Here is a 16,169-nt window from a genome sequence, read left to right as displayed (position 1 = left end):
GTGCTATTCCTTGAGTGCTGAGCCACTTTTGATTTTATTGGCGCTTATTTGTGTTCGGTCCTTCTATTACCGATTTGCAATTACAATTTTTGTTCCAACCACTCATGTATTTCTGCATAAATTTCAAGTTTTTGAGGCTCAAGAAAAATTTCATGGTAGAGGCCGGGGTAAATAGTAAGCGTTTTATCCTTGGATGAAATTCCAGCATAGAGTTTTTCGGAGCCGCTGGGTGGTGCCATTTTGTCATCGCCGCCGTGAAGGATGAGCATAGGGATGGTGATGTCGGCAGCATTTTTTAGGGCGTGATCGCCCGTGCGTAAAATTTCATTCACCAGTCGCGCCCTGATTTTGCCAGTGAATACCCGTGGATCATTGCGATAAGCTTCAACAACCTCGGGATCATGGCAGACGTCATTGGCTTCTAATTGCAGCATGGGAAGTTTGGGGAATAGCGCGGAAAGGACGCGAAGTACTATTTTTGTGACGGGGTTAAGTAATTCGCTGGCCGATAAGGCTGCACCAGATAATATACAGCCAGCTATTTTTTGTTGGTGTTGCAAAAGGTAGGCGGTGGCAATGACGCCGCCCATGCTGTGGCCGATTAAAAATAGTTTTTGGTCTGGGTGCAATTTAGCCACGTCATCGCAATATTGATTTAGCGTGTCTAGAAAATCATCGAAATGATTGATATAGCCGCGAAGGCCTTGAGAGTGGCCGTGCCCCTCGTGATCTAAAGCATAAACTGCGTAGCCTTGTTGGGTGAAGAATTGGGCAATGCCCACGTAGCGGTTGCTGTGTTCGGCCAGTCCATGTACCAGAATTAATACGCCTTTTGGCGTGCCTACCGGTTGCCAGTTTTGTGTATATATTCGGCATCCTGAGCGGCTGCTAAAGGTACTTTGCTGGTGAGTCATTGCATTGCTTCCGTTACGATTTTCTTCGGGTTTGTTTTGAGTCGTTAATCAGGCGTAGCTCCATGTCTCTTAATATACGATCAAGGACGTGACTAACGCTAGTTTGTAGGCGAATTGTTTCTATGTGGGGCCAGCATGCGCGCTCACCGTCTTTAATCATCTGCATGATTTCTTCGGTAGAGCGCTCAGAGAGTAAACCCATGGGATTGTGGAGGCGACGTGGCGGCAAAATATTGATGTCGCCGGTATAGGTTTGGGCAAGCACCGAGCTCGTCATGTTAACAACTTTACTAAGGCTGGGGTTGAGGCCAACAGGCTTGGCGATGAGTTTGGTGCCTGCTAATAGCCATTCGCGGGTTGTGTTGCGCATCGCGTGTTTGATAATGCCCCAGCCTTGCTGGTCTTTAGATTCAGAAATAAAGGGCAGGGCAATGGGGTTGGTTTGGCTGACAATAAAGTGATTAACGCCATATAAACGCGCCACGCGTTTGATGGGCATATCGTTACTCACTGAGCCGTCAATCCATTTGCGAGAAGCCAGATACGGTTGGCGTTCGCCACGCTGATTTTTGGCAGCTAGGGTGACCGGGGGAAAGGCGCCAGGGAAAGCGCAAGACGCCTTTACCGCTTCACGAATCAAGACGTTGGGTGAGGCAACCGCGTTGAGTAATCGAGATGTTTGGTGTTTTTCGGCCGGTGCTACCGAGACATTAATTTGTAGCCCTGTGAGCTCATAAGCTTCCTGAAAGGTGAGGTCGGGTATTAGGCGTTCGTGAAGCTCTTCAACGACTTTTTGCGGTATGACATTGGGTTTGAATATATTAAAGCCAGAGAATAAGCCTGCATCTCGCTCAACTTCTATGCGGATATACTCGGGGGCAAATATTTTAGCGAGGTCAGCGCGAGTATGGGTGCCAACCAGCGCAGAGATTAATGCTCCACCGCTAGAGCCTGACAGAATGGGAGGGAGTAGCTGTTGTTCCCATAAGGCTTTTACGACGCCGAGGTGGAAATAAAGCAGTGTGCCAGAACCGCTTAGCATTAATGCCGAGCGACCAAAGCAATGACTGGCGCGCTGAAAAAACTCGAAGCGTTCTTCTAGTGGAATGTCTTCGGCTTTATCGCTGGCAAGGTGTAGCAGTGCTGAACCTATTTCTTCTATATATTCAACAATGAGCTGTTTTGTTCCAAAGCGCGCTTTTTTGTAGAGATTGGCGCTCCCCATTCCGCCCATATTGCCGTGAATGCCTTCGTTTAGGGAAAATAAAAGGCCTTGATTGTCTCCGCTAGCGCGAAGTGATCGAAGTCGGTCTAAGCGTAGGCGGATGGATTTGAAATCGTATAAACCACTGCGGTCGACACTTTTCCAGTAGTCTAAGCCCCGTTTCTCGTCACTGCGTATTGCTGCAGCTTTCCACTGGTCGTAGCTCTCGGCGTTGGCCAACTCTTGTTCGATTACATCTTTTCGTCGAGACATTGCTTACTCGCTCTGATTACTGGCTGGCGCGCAGCTCAATTGTGAAGGCATCTAAATATGAAACCTTGTCGCGCCGAGGCTTCTTGCTGATATTGTTAACGCTACCGCGTTGAATAACAATATCTGGGTGATTTTGGCCTTAATCAGAATCATAAGGCACCACTATTTTAGCTGGCGTGGCCTGTTAGTTAACCCTATTTAGATTGCACTTTTTGTGCCGGTGTTAGTGCTTGGCAGATGACGATTGCCAGTGAATCCTTTATTGTACGCCCCTTTATCTTGTTGAGAGCATATGCCGATGGATGACTTTGCTGATATCCGGCCGTACCACGACGACGAAGTTGCGCCGGTTTTAGCTAAGTTACTGGTTGATCCAGAACTGCTAAATGTGGTCGCGAATCTGCGCCTTCCTAAGCTCAATCGCTATCTGCCATGGTTGGTTCGTCCATTCGTTCGCTGGTATTTGGGCCGAGAGCTTAACGGTATTAGCAGCGTGGGGGATTTTCAGATTGTTATCAAGCGTTATATGGACGCGATGATTGAAGATCACACCTGCAGTTTCAACGTTCTTGGGCTGGATGAGTTGGCTGCCGATTCTCCGTATTTATTTATCAGTAATCACCGTGATATTGCCCTTGATCCCGCATTTGTAAATTACGCCTTGTACCATCAAGATCGAGATACTGTGCGCATTGCCATTGGCGACAACTTGTTATCCAAACCCTTTGCCGCAGATCTTATGCGTCTTAACAAAAGCTTTATTGTGCGTCGTTCTGCGCGGGGTCCTCGGCAGATGTTGGCAGCATTTAAGCAGCTGTCGAGCTATATTCGATTTTCCCTGCTGGAAGAGCGCAGTTCAATTTGGATTGCTCAGCGTGAGGGGCGGGCGAAAGACGGTAACGATGCTACCGAAGCTGCAATAATAAAAATGATCGGCATGGCTCAGAAGAAACCCGATGAAAGTTTTTCTGATTACATCAATAAGTTGAATATTGTGCCGGTGTCGATTTCCTATGAGTGGGATCCCTTAGATGCGGCCAAAGCCCAAGAGCTGGTGCATGTTGAACGCGATGGTGCTTATCTCAAAGCCGAACACGAAGACTTGAAAAGCATTGCGGTGGGGATTTTGGGCAATAAAGGCGATGTGCATGTCACCTTTGGTGCGCCTTTAAGCGGAGAGTTTTCAGATGCTGCGATGGTGGCGGCAAAGCTTGATGATGCCATCATTGATCAATACTACCTGCATGCAAGCAATGTTTTGGCTTATACGAGTTTATACAATGATGACCGGTGGCAGGAATTAACCGTGCCGGAGATTACCGAGCAGGACAGGCTAAATTTTGAGCAACGGTTTGCTCAAATACCTCAAGAATTCCGCATCAAGGCGATGCAAATATATGCTAATCCCGTGTGTAATCAGTTGCGTAGTCGGGATCTGCGGGTCGTTGAAGAGGCGATATAAGTGCTCACTGATGCACTGAAAAAGGCGATTCAAGACGCGTATAGACAATTTTTAGATGTTAAAAAGCTGCGCCCGCGCTATGGGCAGCGGTTAATGATTGCGCATATCGCTAGGGTCTTGGGCGGCATCAAACGCAATCAAGAGTTTCAGCGTGGCGGTGGCGATCATCTTTGTGTGGTTGAGGCTGGCACGGGCACAGGTAAAACTTTGGCTTATGCAGTTGCAGCTATTCCAGTGGCCCAGCAAACAAATAAGACCTTGGTAATATCAACGGCAACGGTGGCGCTTCAAGAACAAATTATCTATCGCGACCTTCCTGATATTCTTACCAATAGTGGTCTGCAATTTACGGTGAGTTTGTCTAAGGGGCGGCGACGTTATATCTGCCTGTCAAAGTTAGACCAGCTGCTGTCAGGGGCCGATGCTAAAGTATTGCCATTATATGTGGATGAACATATGGCTGCGCCAGACGCAGACAGCTTATCCCTGTATACCGATTTTGCGCAGAAAATGGCCGTGGGTAAATGGGCCGGTGATCGCGACGATTGGGATACCGTTATTGCCGATGATAAATGGACGCGGGTGACTACGGATCATGCACAGTGTACTGGCCGCCGCTGTAGTCATGTAAAGCAATGTAGTTTTTTTAAGGCCAGAGAGTCCTTAACTCAGGCGGACGTGATAGTGGCAAATCACGATTTGGTATTGGCTGATCTCGCCTTGGGAGGCGGCGCTATATTGCCGCCACCAGAAGAGTGTATTTATATCTTCGATGAAGCCCACCACCTTCCTGATAAAGTCATAAACCATTTCAGCGCCAATTTCCGTCTGGCAGCCACTGAACGTTGGTTGGAGCAAATTGAGCGGGCAATAAATGCGATGATCGCCGTGCCGGCAATGGATGTGAGTGCGCGATTACAGTTAGAAAGTTTATTAACCCAATTAATCGCCGTGCGGCGGGGTTTGGTGCCACTGCGGCCGATACTCGAAAGTTTGCTTGAAAACGCTGAAGATCGACAGGGAGGCAAGAGTGTGCGCTTTCCGGATGGGGTGGTGCCAGCAGAGTTAGCTGCCCACGCTAGGGGAATGGCAGAAGGGTTTAACGGTATTATTCAGCAGTCTGAGCGCCTGATTGATACCTTTCAGGACGATTTAGACGGCAATCAACTGATGGCGAGCCGTGAAGTGACAGAGCAGTGGCTGGCAACGGTGTCTTCGGCGCGCTTTAGGGCTGAGAGTGCCTGCGTGCTGTGGCGGTCCTATGCCAGTGATGTCTCAAAAGAACGGCCTCCCAACGCGCGTTGGGTGGCGCTGACAGAGTCGGGGCAGGGCTTGTTTGATATTGAGTTAAACGCTAGCCCGATTCTTGCTGCCCACGCCCTAAAAAGCGCATTGTGGTCAAGATGCTATGGTGCGGTGCTGACATCGGCAACCCTCACCGCGCTGGGAAGTTTTAAACGGTTTAGTATGCGCGCCGGTCTCGACAGTGATGCTAGCTTTGAGGTGGTGCCCAGCCCTTTTCAGCATGCGGAAGCCGGTGAGCTATATGTGCCCGCGATGCCCTGTGATGCCGGTGATGCAGAGGGGCATACAGCGGCATTAATTGAAATGCTGCCAGAGCTTATGTCGCCCGATGCGGGAAATTTAGTGTTGTTTTCGTCTCGTAAGCAGTTGCGTGCAGTGCGAGACAATATGCCTGCGCAATGGCAGGGACGGATTCTCGCGCAGGATGACCTACCCAAGCATGAGATACTGACTCAGCATCGAAAGCGATTGGATGAGGGGAAGGGTAGTGTCATATTTGGTTTGGCAAGCTTTGCCGAAGGTGTGGATTTGCCGGGCAAATATTGCTCGCATGTTCTGATCGCAAAAATCCCCTTCGCGGTGCCTGAAGACCCTGTAGAAGAGGCCTTGGCGGAGTGGATTAGCCGCAATAATGGCAACCCGTTTATGGATATTACGGTGCCGGACGCGGCGGTTAAATTGATACAGGCAAGTGGCCGTTTACTTCGGAGTGAATCTGACACCGGCCGAATTACAATATTGGATAGGCGTATAGTCACCCGTCACTACGGTCGAAAAATGTTGGCATCAATGCCGCCTTATCGACAAATATTAGAGTAGGGCCCTAGGCAAAGAAAATCTGGATAGACCTATGAATAAGACGTACAAAGTGGCGGCAGTGTTAATGGATATTGAGGCGGAGCTGCGCAGTATAGGTTGCTGGGATTTACAGGCGCCGCCGCCAGAAGCTTTGAGAAGTGAGCAGCCTTTTGCGGTAGACACACTCACCTTTAGCCAGTGGCTGCAGTTTATCTTTATTCCCAGAATGCAGTTTTTAATTGATCAGAAACAGCCATTACCTAATGCCAGTGGCATTGCGCCCATGGCAGAAGAATCTTTTCGCGGAATGCAGCTACCTATAAAAGGATTGATAACTGCCCTGCAGACGGTGGATGCCTTGCTGGGCAGTCAATCTTCTTAGTTGTAGCTTGCTAGTTGCTAGTGTCTTGGGCTGCCATCACCATGCGAACCAAATGTGCCAATGAGCGTACGCCCATTTTTTCCATAACGCGGGCGCGGTGAATTTCTACAGTTCTTTGGCTAATATCCAAGTCGTAGGCAATAACCTTGTTCGCCTTGCCTTCTATCATTAGCTCCATGACTTGGCTCTCGCGGGGTGTAAGCTCGGTGAGCTTGCCGCGAATTTTATGTTTTTCTTCTAAGTCTGCGCGATTTTCTGCATCAGCCGCGATGGCTTGTTGGATTTTCCCCAATAGCTCTTCTTCACGGTAGGGCTTTTGCACAAAATCTACGGCGCCACGCTGCATGGCATCTACCGCCATGGGGACATCACCGTGACCGGTAACAAAGATAATCGGCAAAATAGAATTACGGGTATTGAGTTGGCGCTGAAGCTCCATGCCGTTCATACCTGGCATGCGAATGTCTAAGACCATGCATCCAGCCATCTCTGGCGAGTATTCTTCTAAGAATGAATCGGCTCGTGAATAGCTGGCTACTTTGTGGCCAACTGACTCTAATACCATTTGCAGAGAGTCTCGTACGGCTTCGTCATCTTCAACGAGATACACCGTCGCTTCTGTAGTCATTGTTACGTCCTTGCCATTACCGTTTGTGGATGTGATTAGGCTACCATGAAAATACACGTTATTGGCACGTCTAATCTATGATTTAATTGATAGATACTGGCGATAAGCGTCAAGACTGGATAAGCTTTCGCCTATTAAGCTGCAACGCGACATCGCGATTGCTAAACACAATAAGGGTTGCGCATGCGAACTAAGCGCAGTTTAGTACAGATATATCTCCTGAGCCTAGTCGCATTATCGGCGATTCCTTTGGCGATATTCGGCTATATCTGGATTGCTAAAGAATATGAGCGTTACACGCAGCAAAGTGAGGCGTGGCGGGATAGTTACGTCGAATCGCGGCGTGAATTACTGCGTCGTGAAGTGGCCAAAGCCGTTGAATATTTAGATTTTAAACATACTCAGCTCAATCGTCAGCTCTATAACGACTTACGCCAGCAGGTCGCTGTAGGTATCTCCTTGATAGAGGATACCCGCAAGGAATTTGTCGGTGAGAGTAACGCTGAGCGCCTTACCCGCTTGCGCGCAACCATGGGATCGCTGCGATTTTTAAATAATAAAGGCTTTTTCTTTCTATTTGACGAGAATGGTCGAGCATTACTGCCGCCAATGAACCCTACTGCTGACAAAAGAATGACTGATGATGCGACTGTCAACGCCTTTTCGTCACAGATCGCATCAGCTTTACAAGATAAAAAATACGATTTTGTCGAATACCGTTTTACGGATCCGGACAGCCGTATTGCCACTGAGCGCAATTTCAGTTTTGTTTATTATTATAAGCCGCTGAATATTTATATTGGTGCCAGTATTTATTTAAGCGATGAGTTGAATCGGCTTAAACGAGAGGTTATCGAACGAATCGCAGCCGTTCCCATTGATCCCGATAACTCTATTTTATTTGTTGTTGATAAAGATGGTCGACAATTAGTGAATGCCTACGACCCTAGTAATGTTGGCCTGCTGATGCCAGATATTGTTGGGGTAAGCGCCAGAGTGGGTGGTGAAGATCACAGCCTGTTTACCGAATTAAGTTGGCTGGATCGCGATGGCCAGAAAAAGCCGGTGATCTCCTATATTCGTCGCTTTGAACCTTGGGGCTGGGTCATCGGGTCTGGGGTGTTTCTCGATGAGCTTAATGTCAAATTAGGCGACGAGCGTGCCGCACTGCAAGAGCGTGTCAAAGAGCATGTCCGCTTTATTGTGGTTATCGCTTTTGTATTAATGATATTTTCGACCATCGCAGCACGCTGGTTGGCGAGACGAAGTGCCGGTGGTTTTCATATCTTTCAGCAATTCTTTGCCGATGCGAGTAAGCGTTCAACCGCCATTAATATTGAGCGTCTGCCCTTTGCCGAGTTTCAGCGCTTAGCGGAAGACGCCAACTTTATGGTGGAAAAGCGTACCGAGACTGAACGCGCTTTAAAGCTTAGTGAGCGACGCTTTCAGTTAGCGTTGGATGCGGCTCAAAACCATCTCTGGGATTTGGATTTGCAAACGGGCTTAGTGACCGTGGGCGAGAGCTTTTTTAGAATGCTTGGCTACCATGCTCCCGCTAAGCCTTATCCCGTTGGTGCATTTAAGGAAATTGCGCACGGCGATGATATGCAGATTATTGCCTCTGCCGTAGATAGCTGGCTTGGCTTGGCCACCGGCAATAGTGTCGAGTTTCGGGTGAAGGACAGGGCAGGCAATTTCCGCTGGATATACAGCCGTGGCGATGTTGTCGAAAATGACCAGAATGACAAGCCAATACGCGCCATGGGTATCATGACAGATGTTACTGAGCGCAAGCGTATTGAGCAGGAGCTGGTGAATGCGCGTATCGCGGCGGAAGATGCCTTACATGCAAAAAGCCAATTTCTGTCCAGTGTTAGCCATGAGCTTCGCACGCCATTAAATGGTGTGCTTGGATATGCGCAACTATTACAGCGCGATAAAGGCATCCCCACCGGTAGCCAAGAATATTTACGAGCGATAGAGAGTTGCGGCAAGCATTTATTGACTCTGATCAATGACGTATTGGATTTGGCCAAGATTGAAAGTGGCAATATAGATATTGTTAGTCGTCCTAATAAACTTGACGATATTGTGTCAAATGTTAGTGATATTGTTGCCCACAGGGCAAAGTCCAAGGGCCTAGAATTCCTTGTTGAGCGAGCGTCAGATTTACCTGACGAAGTGCAAATTGATGAAGTGAAGTTGCGTCAGGTCTTGGTTAATCTTCTCGATAATGCAGTGAAATTTACCAGTGTGGGCAGTGTGGTATTAAAACTACATGCCAATCTTGAAACCAAGCAACTTATGTTTTCCGTTACCGATAGCGGCATGGGCATTCCTCAAGAAAAGTTGCGTGATGTCTTTGAGCCCTTCCGCCAGGTTAATCCACAAGATGGCAAAGGTACTGGGCTGGGCTTATCTATTTGTCGCCGTTTAGTTGAGGCTATGGGTGGAAGCTTGAATGTTAGTAGTGAGTTTGGACAAGGTGCTTGCTTCTATTTTGATGTGCCCTTACTAGACGTGGAAGTCGATTCAATAGCTGGCGAGCTGATGGAAGAGGTGCAAGAGCCTGCGGTTGCTGAACTGGTGAGCGGGGTTGGCCAGAACCCAGCGATTATTGTTGCCGATGATGTTGCAGTGAATCGTCATTTATTACTGAGTATGCTTGAGGATGTGACTACCGATGTGCGAGAAGCAGTGAATGGCTTAGAGGTAATAGCACATTTAAAACAGCGACCTGCGCAATTAGTTTTAATGGATTTACGCATGCCGGGTATGGACGGCATGGAAGCAACTCGGGTGATTAAACAAGAAATGGGGATGAGCGATGTCGCCATTATTATGGCATCTGCGACAACAGATGAGGATATGATGGAAGAAGCCGTACAGGTTGGTTGCGACGGCTTTTTGCCAAAACCAATCAGTATTGGCGATTTACTAAAAGTCGTGGCAGAGACCTGTGACCTACCTTCTCAACAGGGTGAAAATACGCATCAGGCTGTTGTTTCTAAGGCGGCCCCATTAAGCAATTTTATCTTGCCTAAAGAACAGGATTTACAGGATTTGAGCGCCGCTGTTGATGTTGGTGATGTAACCTCGCTTCGTGAGTTACTGCAACAAATACGTAGCCGGGCTCCTGAATGCGAGGGGTTTGTTGATGAGGCCGAAGAGTACTTGAGAGAATTTGATTTTGAGAAGCTGGCGCGATTACTGGTCCAAGCTACGAATGAGGCAGCGTTAAACGATGTCTGATACCAGTAGTGAACAAGTATTATTGGTTGACGATAACCCAACAAACCTACAAGTACTGTTTAAAACACTTGAAGGCAGTGGTTACCGCTTACTGGCAGCTCGTGACGGTGAATCGGCACTGTATACCGCAAAGCGGGCTCGCCCAGCCTTAATCCTACTTGATGTCATGATGCCAGGCATGGATGGTTTTGAGGTTTGTGAACGCCTTAAAGCAGATCCTGATACGGCAGATATTGCGGTGATATTTTTGTCGGCTCTCACCGATAGTCAGTCTAAAGTACATGGCTTGGCCATTGGTGGTGTGGATTATATTGCTAAACCTTTTCAGACCGATGAAGTGCTGGCCAGGGTGCGAACCCATATTAAAATCCAGCGCCTTGAGCGCGCTTTAGCACGTCGGAATATTGAACTTGAAGATGAAAATCAGCAAATTCTAAACGCGGTTGATGAAGGGATTGTGGGCTTGGATGTAGAGGGCCGAGTAACCTCCATGAACTCTCAGGCTGCGGCATTGACCGGCTGGGCCGCGGGGGATTGTATCGGTGAGCTATTCTCCCAGCTGCAATTATTTCCTAATGATCAGGCCTTAAATCAATCTTTCGCATTATTGTGCGAGGGTGGCGTGGGCCTGCGTAAAGAGCACGTCAGTATCAGTACGCGGCAAGGGCGCTTAGCGCCGGTGGCATTAAATGCAACGCCACGTGCCGAAGGCGGTGCGGTATTGGTATTACGAGACATTAGCGAGTGGTTGCAAAACCAGCATGCTCTGGAGCAAGCTCGGGAAGAAATGGATAGCCAGCGGCAGCATCTAGCGCATATAGAGCGGCTTAGTACTGGCGGTGAAATGGCGGCGGGAATCGCTCACGAGGTAAACCAGCCTCTGACCGCTGTCACTAATTATGCTCGTGTAGCTCAGCGATTATTGGCTGACCTACCTGATGACCGCCGTCTGAAAATGGATGAGGTGCTGGGCAAAATTACGATTCAGGCCGAGCGTGCCGCGGCAGTTATTCAGCGTATGCGCAGCTATGTGAAAAAACCGTCAGGTGGACGGGAAGTTTTAGATTTAAATGAAGTTTTGGAAGACGTGCTGGCGCTTGCCGAGGTTGATTCTCGGGTGAATGCGATTTCAGTAAACATGACCAAAACCGAGGATCTACCAAAAATCATGGCCGATGAAGTACAGCTGCAACAAGTCGCTTTGAACTTGATTCGCAACGCTATGGAGTCGACCGCCAAAGCGGGCCAGAAAAACCCGGTAGAGCTCAGTACTTATCAAGACAATGGAATGGTTTGCTTTAAAGTAAAAGATTTTGGCGAAGGCTTGGCGCCAGAAATCGAAGAGCAATTGTTCAGCCCTTTTGTGACTTCTAAAGAGGGGGGTATGGGTATCGGTTTGTCGGTGTCAAAATCCATTATGCAGGGACACGGTGGCGATATTCGTTTTGTTGCGAATCCAGATGGCGGTGCGATCTTCAGTTGTGAATTTCCCCCGCATTTGTGAGGAAGTCTGCCGCAGAAGGCAGTTCATGTTACCGCCTATATCCACATAGTGATGGCCATGTTAACGAAGTTCAAATCTAAACGCGCTGCGGAATTGCAAAGTCAGCAATACTTGCAGTGTCGAGATAAAACCATCCCCATTACCATTATTCGAAGTCGCCGGCGGCGGCGTAAGTTGAGCCTTCAGGTTGGGCCAGCAGGCGTGGTGTTGCGGGCGCCTTTCACGACGCGGGCCGTAGACATCGAAGATATGTTGCACCGCCACCGAGATTGGATATATGAACGCCAGCACTGGCATTGTTTGCAGCGGGCTTCGGCGCCGTGCTACGAGCACGGTCAACGCCATGATTTTATGGGGGAGCCACTAGTATTGGCTATTGCGGTAAATGCGGGGCGAGCTGCTGTAACAATGGCCGAGGGTATATTGCATATCAGTGGTAATGCAGAGACGAGCACCAAGGTGAAAGAGGCCTTACAGCGTTGGTATTTGCAGCAGGCGAAAGTGATTTTTGGTGAAAGATTAAGTTTTTGGGCAGCGCGATTACCGTGGGTGGAAGACGTACCGCAATTACGGCTTAGGCGGATGCGGTCGCGCTGGGGGAGCTGCTCTGCCGATGGCCGTATTTGCTTAAATACACATTTGATAAAAGCTAAGCAGTGCTGCATTGATTATGTGATAGTTCATGAGCTGTGCCATTTACAAGAATTCAATCATAGCCCTCGGTTTTACGCCTTAATGGCGGAGGCGATGCCTGAATGGCAGCAGCACAAAGCCGAGCTTGAGTCAGTTGGCTCTCAGCTCGTATTGGAATAGCAATCATAGTTAGCTGCGTGTGGCGCTGTAGTTGGTGGCGGCAACAAATAAAAATAAACTGCTTTCGATAACATTATCCACTGGCTCACTGTAATTGGTTAGCGCCCAGCGGCGGGCAATTTGTAATACGGCGCCCACTAATCCTGCGTAGACCATACCTTGGTTTGGCACCTCAGAAATATCTGCTAGACCAAGCGATTCCGCCAAGGTGCGTATTAATACCGCAAATTCTTCCATGGCTTCGTAGTAGAGCAAATCAATGGTGTCGCTGACACCCAGCACTTCAAATAATAATAGTCTGGCAACATTCGGGTTTTCATAAAGGGTGTCGTAAAAGGCTTTTAAGCCAGCCCGAGAAAAGGCACTGGTGTTCCGTTCTGAGCGCTCAAACGCCGCCAACATTCGTCCCTTTAGAAAACGAGTTTGGGTTTGATAAACCTCAGCTAATAATGCCTCACGATTGGCGAAAGACTCATAAAAATAGCGTTCTGTTAAGCCTGCTTCAGCGCAAATACTGCGCACACTGGCTGCGGCATAACCCTGGCTACCAATCACGTTTAAGCCCGCATTGAGCAATTGTTCGTAGCGTTCGTTGCGGCGCTGATCGCCACTGCTACCACGGTAGCGGCGTGATACTTGTGGGGATTTTGGCCCTTGATGACGGGTGTTTTCATTATTTAGCTCTGACATATAGAAATTTTGACATGAGTTGATGTCAGATGTAAAGTGACATGCTCTGTTGTCAAATTGTGTTGCGCTATGTGTTGGCGCTTAAAAAGGTGCTTTCGAACGTGAAATACGATGTTGATTATTTGGTTGTTGGCTCAGGTTTTGGTGGCTCTGTGTCGGCCTACCGCTTGACGCAAAAAGGCTACAGCGTTGCAGTGATGGAAATGGGTAAGCGTTGGAGTGCTGAGACCTACCCCCGCTCAAACTGGCACTTTCATCGCTGGTTGTGGCGGCCAATGCTTGGCTTAAAAGGTTTTTTTAATATCAAATGGTTCAAACATGTATTAATCCTGCATGGCAACGCAGTGGGTGGTGGTTCAATAACCTACGCAAATACCTTATTAGTCCCTAAGACTGAAATATGGGAGCAGGGCAGCTGGGCCGGTCTTAAGGATTGGGTGGCTGAAATGCCCGCTCATTACGCGACGGCTCAGAAGATGTTGGGTGTCACCGAAAATCGTATTCTTGGCCCCGCCGACCACCTTTTAAAAGAGGCCGCTGACGATTGGGGTTGTGGAGATACATTTTATAAAACCCAAGTGGGCGTATTTTTTGGCAAGGAGGGCGATACGCCGGGAAGCTCTTATCCAGATCCTTATTTTGATGGTGAAGGCCCAGACCGCAACAGCTGTATTGCTTGTGGTGGTTGCATGGTTGGGTGTCGTTACAATGCCAAGAATAGCCTCGACAAAAACTATCTATACTTGGCTGAAAAACAAGGCGCGGAGGTGTTTTCTGAGACCCGGGTTATTGATGTGGTGCCACTCAATAATAAGGCGGATGGCGAAGATGGCTATGAAGTCACCACGGTGTCTAGTACCTCGTTGCTGTTCCGAAACAAACGTCGCTGGCGTGTTAAATCACTTGTTTTTGCCGGTTCGTCACTAGGTACACAGGACTTATTATTTAAACTTCGAGATAAAAAGTCGCTGCCCAATATTTCTCAGCAACTGGGCCGACGAGTCAGAACAAACGCAGAGTCCTTAATTGGTGTGCGTTTACCTAATGAAGACAATATGGATGCCGGCATCGCGATTGGCTCTGGCATCTATCTTGATGATAAAACCCATATTGAAGCAACCCGTTATCCTCGTGGCTCCGATGCCATGGGATTGCTGGTTACCGCTATGATTAGAGGCAGAACGGACTGGCGGCGAATCATCACCTGGATTTATACCATGTTGCGTTTATTGGTGCGTAATCCCAAGAAAGCGCTTGGCGCATTAATCCCCTTCGGCTTGGCAAAGCAGACGGTTATTTTGCTGTGTATGCAAACTTTGGATGGGCACATCGACATGCTATATAAGCGTCGCTGGTACTGGCCATTTAATAAGCGCATGGTGAGCTTTGGGCCCAAGATTCCCGCCCACATCCCCGAGGCGAGTGAATTTGCCCTGAAAGCAGCACGACGTTTGGGTGGCATGGCGGGAACGTTAATAACCGAAGTGCTCTTTAATATACCGGCTACTGCTCATTGCATGGGTGGTGCGGGAATGGGGCGCAGTGCTGATGACGGTGTGGTAGATGTGCAGAGCCGAGTATTTGGCTATAAAAATATGCTGGTTTGCGATGGCTCGACATTGTCGTCTAATTTAGGCGTTAATCCGTCGCTTACCATTACGGCCTTGAGTGAGCACGCGATGTCTTTTGTGCCAGAGAAACATTCGGCACCAACCGACGGGTAACACAAGAACTAAAGTGGCAGCTGCAGGCTAACGCCACCACCGAACTCACGAGGCCCTGCGTAGCTAACTTGGGCCTCAATCCTCAGCATGTCACCTAAATGGTAGTAAAGCCCGGCAGTGGGTAAATCGGAGTCCTTGTGGCTATCTAGCCATGTGTAACCCAGTAGGATATTAAGTTTTTCGCTGAAAGGCAGCAAGGCGTTAACACCGTAGGCTCTGCGTGAAGCCAGCTCACCAAAACCATTTTGAGGAGTAATGTCAGCATGCAAGCCGAGTCGCCCCCATTCCTGCAAATAGTGTACATCACCGCTAATATGGGTGCGTTGCTGGTATGGGGTACCCTCTGACCCTTTTATCACTTGCTGATAAATATCATTAAAATCAATCCCAAAAGTCCAGTTATCCATTTGATGTTGAATGCCTAAATCGGCATTTAGCTGAAACTTACTTTCGACATCGCGACCGCGATCAAACAGCTTGTCCTCATCGTATTCCTCAATAGAAATACTGCGTTCTATCACGCTAATACTCTGTAGCTTTGCGGTAATGCCTATTACCGTGTTGGGAAAGGCTTGCAGCGAGAAACGGTGGTTTATGCCAAGGTAGTTTTTCCATAACGCCGACACATTAACAGCAGATTGCAATTCACCAAGGTTAAATAGGCCTAAAACTGTTGCAAAACGCAGGCGGGTAGCATCATCTTCATCGTATATAAATTCGCCACTGCCATTAAATTCTGAGCCAGCAACAACAATCCAATCTTTCTGTTGGGTGAGTAAGGCGAGGTGTCCACCAGCGCTAAAACTGGTCTTGTCGTTGTTGGCATTTTCCAACTCAGAAACCAACTCGGCTTCATCACCAGGGATAACAAGAAGCCCGCGGGAGCTGGCTTGCAGGGCAAGCCCTTCGTCATAAATTCGTTTTAAATTATCCAGCAAGCTGTCGTTGTCATTAATAAAGGCATAACCATCACCCTGTAACACCGTATCTTGGTAGGGATTGCTATCAGGAAAAGAGGCTGAAGAGCGGTGGATCGTGCTCAAACTGCTGGTATTGGCAAGGTCTGCTATGGTTGGCGAAGGGATCGCGATTAGGCTAATGAGCGTTAATTGCTGTATCAAGCGTAAGATTAATGTGGGCAAGAGCGGTGCCATCCTATCAGCATTATTATTTTTAATGGGGTCAGTATTTCATTTAAAGCGTTGGCATATAGTGTAGCG

General features: G+C 48.4%; 12 protein-coding genes. 7 read left to right on the top strand and 5 right to left on the bottom strand.

Annotated elements, in window-relative coordinates; all coding sequences use genetic code 11:
* Positions 1-80 precede the first annotated feature (80 nt).
* Together AELLOGFF_RS15635 and AELLOGFF_RS15630 are read right to left on the bottom strand one after the other, a co-directional pair.
* Positions 81-914 (bottom strand): alpha/beta hydrolase, encoded by an 834-nt coding sequence (locus AELLOGFF_RS15635; protein ID WP_159269861.1) that lies wholly within the window; start codon positions 912-914, stop codon positions 81-83.
* 13 nt (positions 915-927) lie between these two features.
* Complete coding sequence (locus AELLOGFF_RS15630) at positions 928-2,391, bottom strand: DUF3336 domain-containing protein (protein ID WP_159269860.1); 1,464 nt, start codon at positions 2,389-2,391, stop codon at positions 928-930.
* A 292-nt stretch (positions 2,392-2,683) separates the two neighbouring features.
* Between AELLOGFF_RS15630 and AELLOGFF_RS15625 the strand changes: the two genes are divergently transcribed.
* From AELLOGFF_RS15625 to AELLOGFF_RS15615, 3 genes are read left to right on the top strand one after another with little or no spacing between them, the layout of a single operon-like run.
* A complete protein-coding gene (locus tag AELLOGFF_RS15625; RefSeq protein ID WP_327785490.1) occupies positions 2,684-3,853 on the top strand; it encodes a 1-acyl-sn-glycerol-3-phosphate acyltransferase in 1,170 nt (389 codons plus the stop codon).
* On the top strand, positions 3,854-5,977 hold the full coding sequence (gene dinG / locus AELLOGFF_RS15620) for an ATP-dependent DNA helicase DinG (protein ID WP_159269859.1): 2,124 nt from the start codon (positions 3,854-3,856) through the stop codon (positions 5,975-5,977).
* Positions 5,978-6,008: 31 nt separating this feature from the next.
* The gene (locus AELLOGFF_RS15615) at positions 6,009-6,338 is read left to right on the top strand and encodes a YqcC family protein (RefSeq protein WP_159269858.1); all 330 of its coding nucleotides are present in this window, start codon (positions 6,009-6,011) and stop codon (positions 6,336-6,338) included.
* Positions 6,339-6,348: 10 nt separating this feature from the next.
* On the opposite strand, the gene AELLOGFF_RS15610 is transcribed toward AELLOGFF_RS15615, so the two are convergent.
* A complete protein-coding gene (locus tag AELLOGFF_RS15610; protein WP_159269857.1) occupies positions 6,349-6,966 on the bottom strand; it encodes a response regulator transcription factor in 618 nt (205 codons plus the stop codon).
* Positions 6,967-7,149: 183 nt separating this feature from the next.
* On the opposite strand from AELLOGFF_RS15610, the gene AELLOGFF_RS15605 reads away from it, so the two are divergent.
* Genes AELLOGFF_RS15605 through AELLOGFF_RS15595 form a run of 3 tightly spaced genes read left to right on the top strand, consistent with a single transcriptional unit; the run spans position 7,150 to position 12,535 of the window.
* Positions 7,150-10,218: a cache domain-containing protein gene (locus AELLOGFF_RS15605; protein ID WP_159269856.1), complete on the top strand. Its 3,069-nt coding sequence runs from the start codon at positions 7,150-7,152 to the stop codon at positions 10,216-10,218.
* The gene (locus tag AELLOGFF_RS15600) at positions 10,211-11,722 is read left to right on the top strand and encodes a response regulator (RefSeq protein WP_159269855.1); all 1,512 of its coding nucleotides are present in this window, start codon (positions 10,211-10,213) and stop codon (positions 11,720-11,722) included. The genes AELLOGFF_RS15605 and AELLOGFF_RS15600 overlap by 8 nt, the downstream gene beginning before the upstream one ends.
* A 57-nt stretch (positions 11,723-11,779) precedes the next feature.
* A complete protein-coding gene (locus AELLOGFF_RS15595) occupies positions 11,780-12,535 on the top strand; it encodes a M48 family metallopeptidase (protein ID WP_159269854.1) in 756 nt (251 codons plus the stop codon).
* 9 nt (positions 12,536-12,544) lie between these two features.
* On the opposite strand, the gene AELLOGFF_RS15590 is transcribed toward AELLOGFF_RS15595, so the two are convergent.
* On the bottom strand, positions 12,545-13,225 hold the full coding sequence (locus AELLOGFF_RS15590) for a TetR/AcrR family transcriptional regulator (protein WP_159269853.1): 681 nt from the start codon (positions 13,223-13,225) through the stop codon (positions 12,545-12,547).
* Positions 13,226-13,326: 101 nt separating this feature from the next.
* On the opposite strand from AELLOGFF_RS15590, the gene AELLOGFF_RS15585 reads away from it, so the two are divergent.
* Positions 13,327-14,949, top strand: coding sequence for a GMC family oxidoreductase (locus tag AELLOGFF_RS15585; protein WP_159269852.1), 1,623 nt, complete (start codon positions 13,327-13,329; stop codon positions 14,947-14,949).
* A gap of 8 nt (positions 14,950-14,957) precedes the next feature.
* On the opposite strand, the gene traF is transcribed toward AELLOGFF_RS15585, so the two are convergent.
* Positions 14,958-16,091: a conjugal transfer protein TraF gene (gene traF, locus AELLOGFF_RS15580; protein ID WP_159269851.1), complete on the bottom strand. Its 1,134-nt coding sequence runs from the start codon at positions 16,089-16,091 to the stop codon at positions 14,958-14,960.
* Positions 16,092-16,169 lie beyond the last annotated feature (78 nt).

The sequence above is a fragment of the Zhongshania aliphaticivorans genome (genome assembly GCF_902705875.1).
GTDB classification, from domain to species: Bacteria; Pseudomonadota; Gammaproteobacteria; order Pseudomonadales; family Spongiibacteraceae; genus Spongiibacter; species Spongiibacter aliphaticivorans_A.
This window is presented reverse-complemented; position numbering and strand designations above follow the sequence as displayed.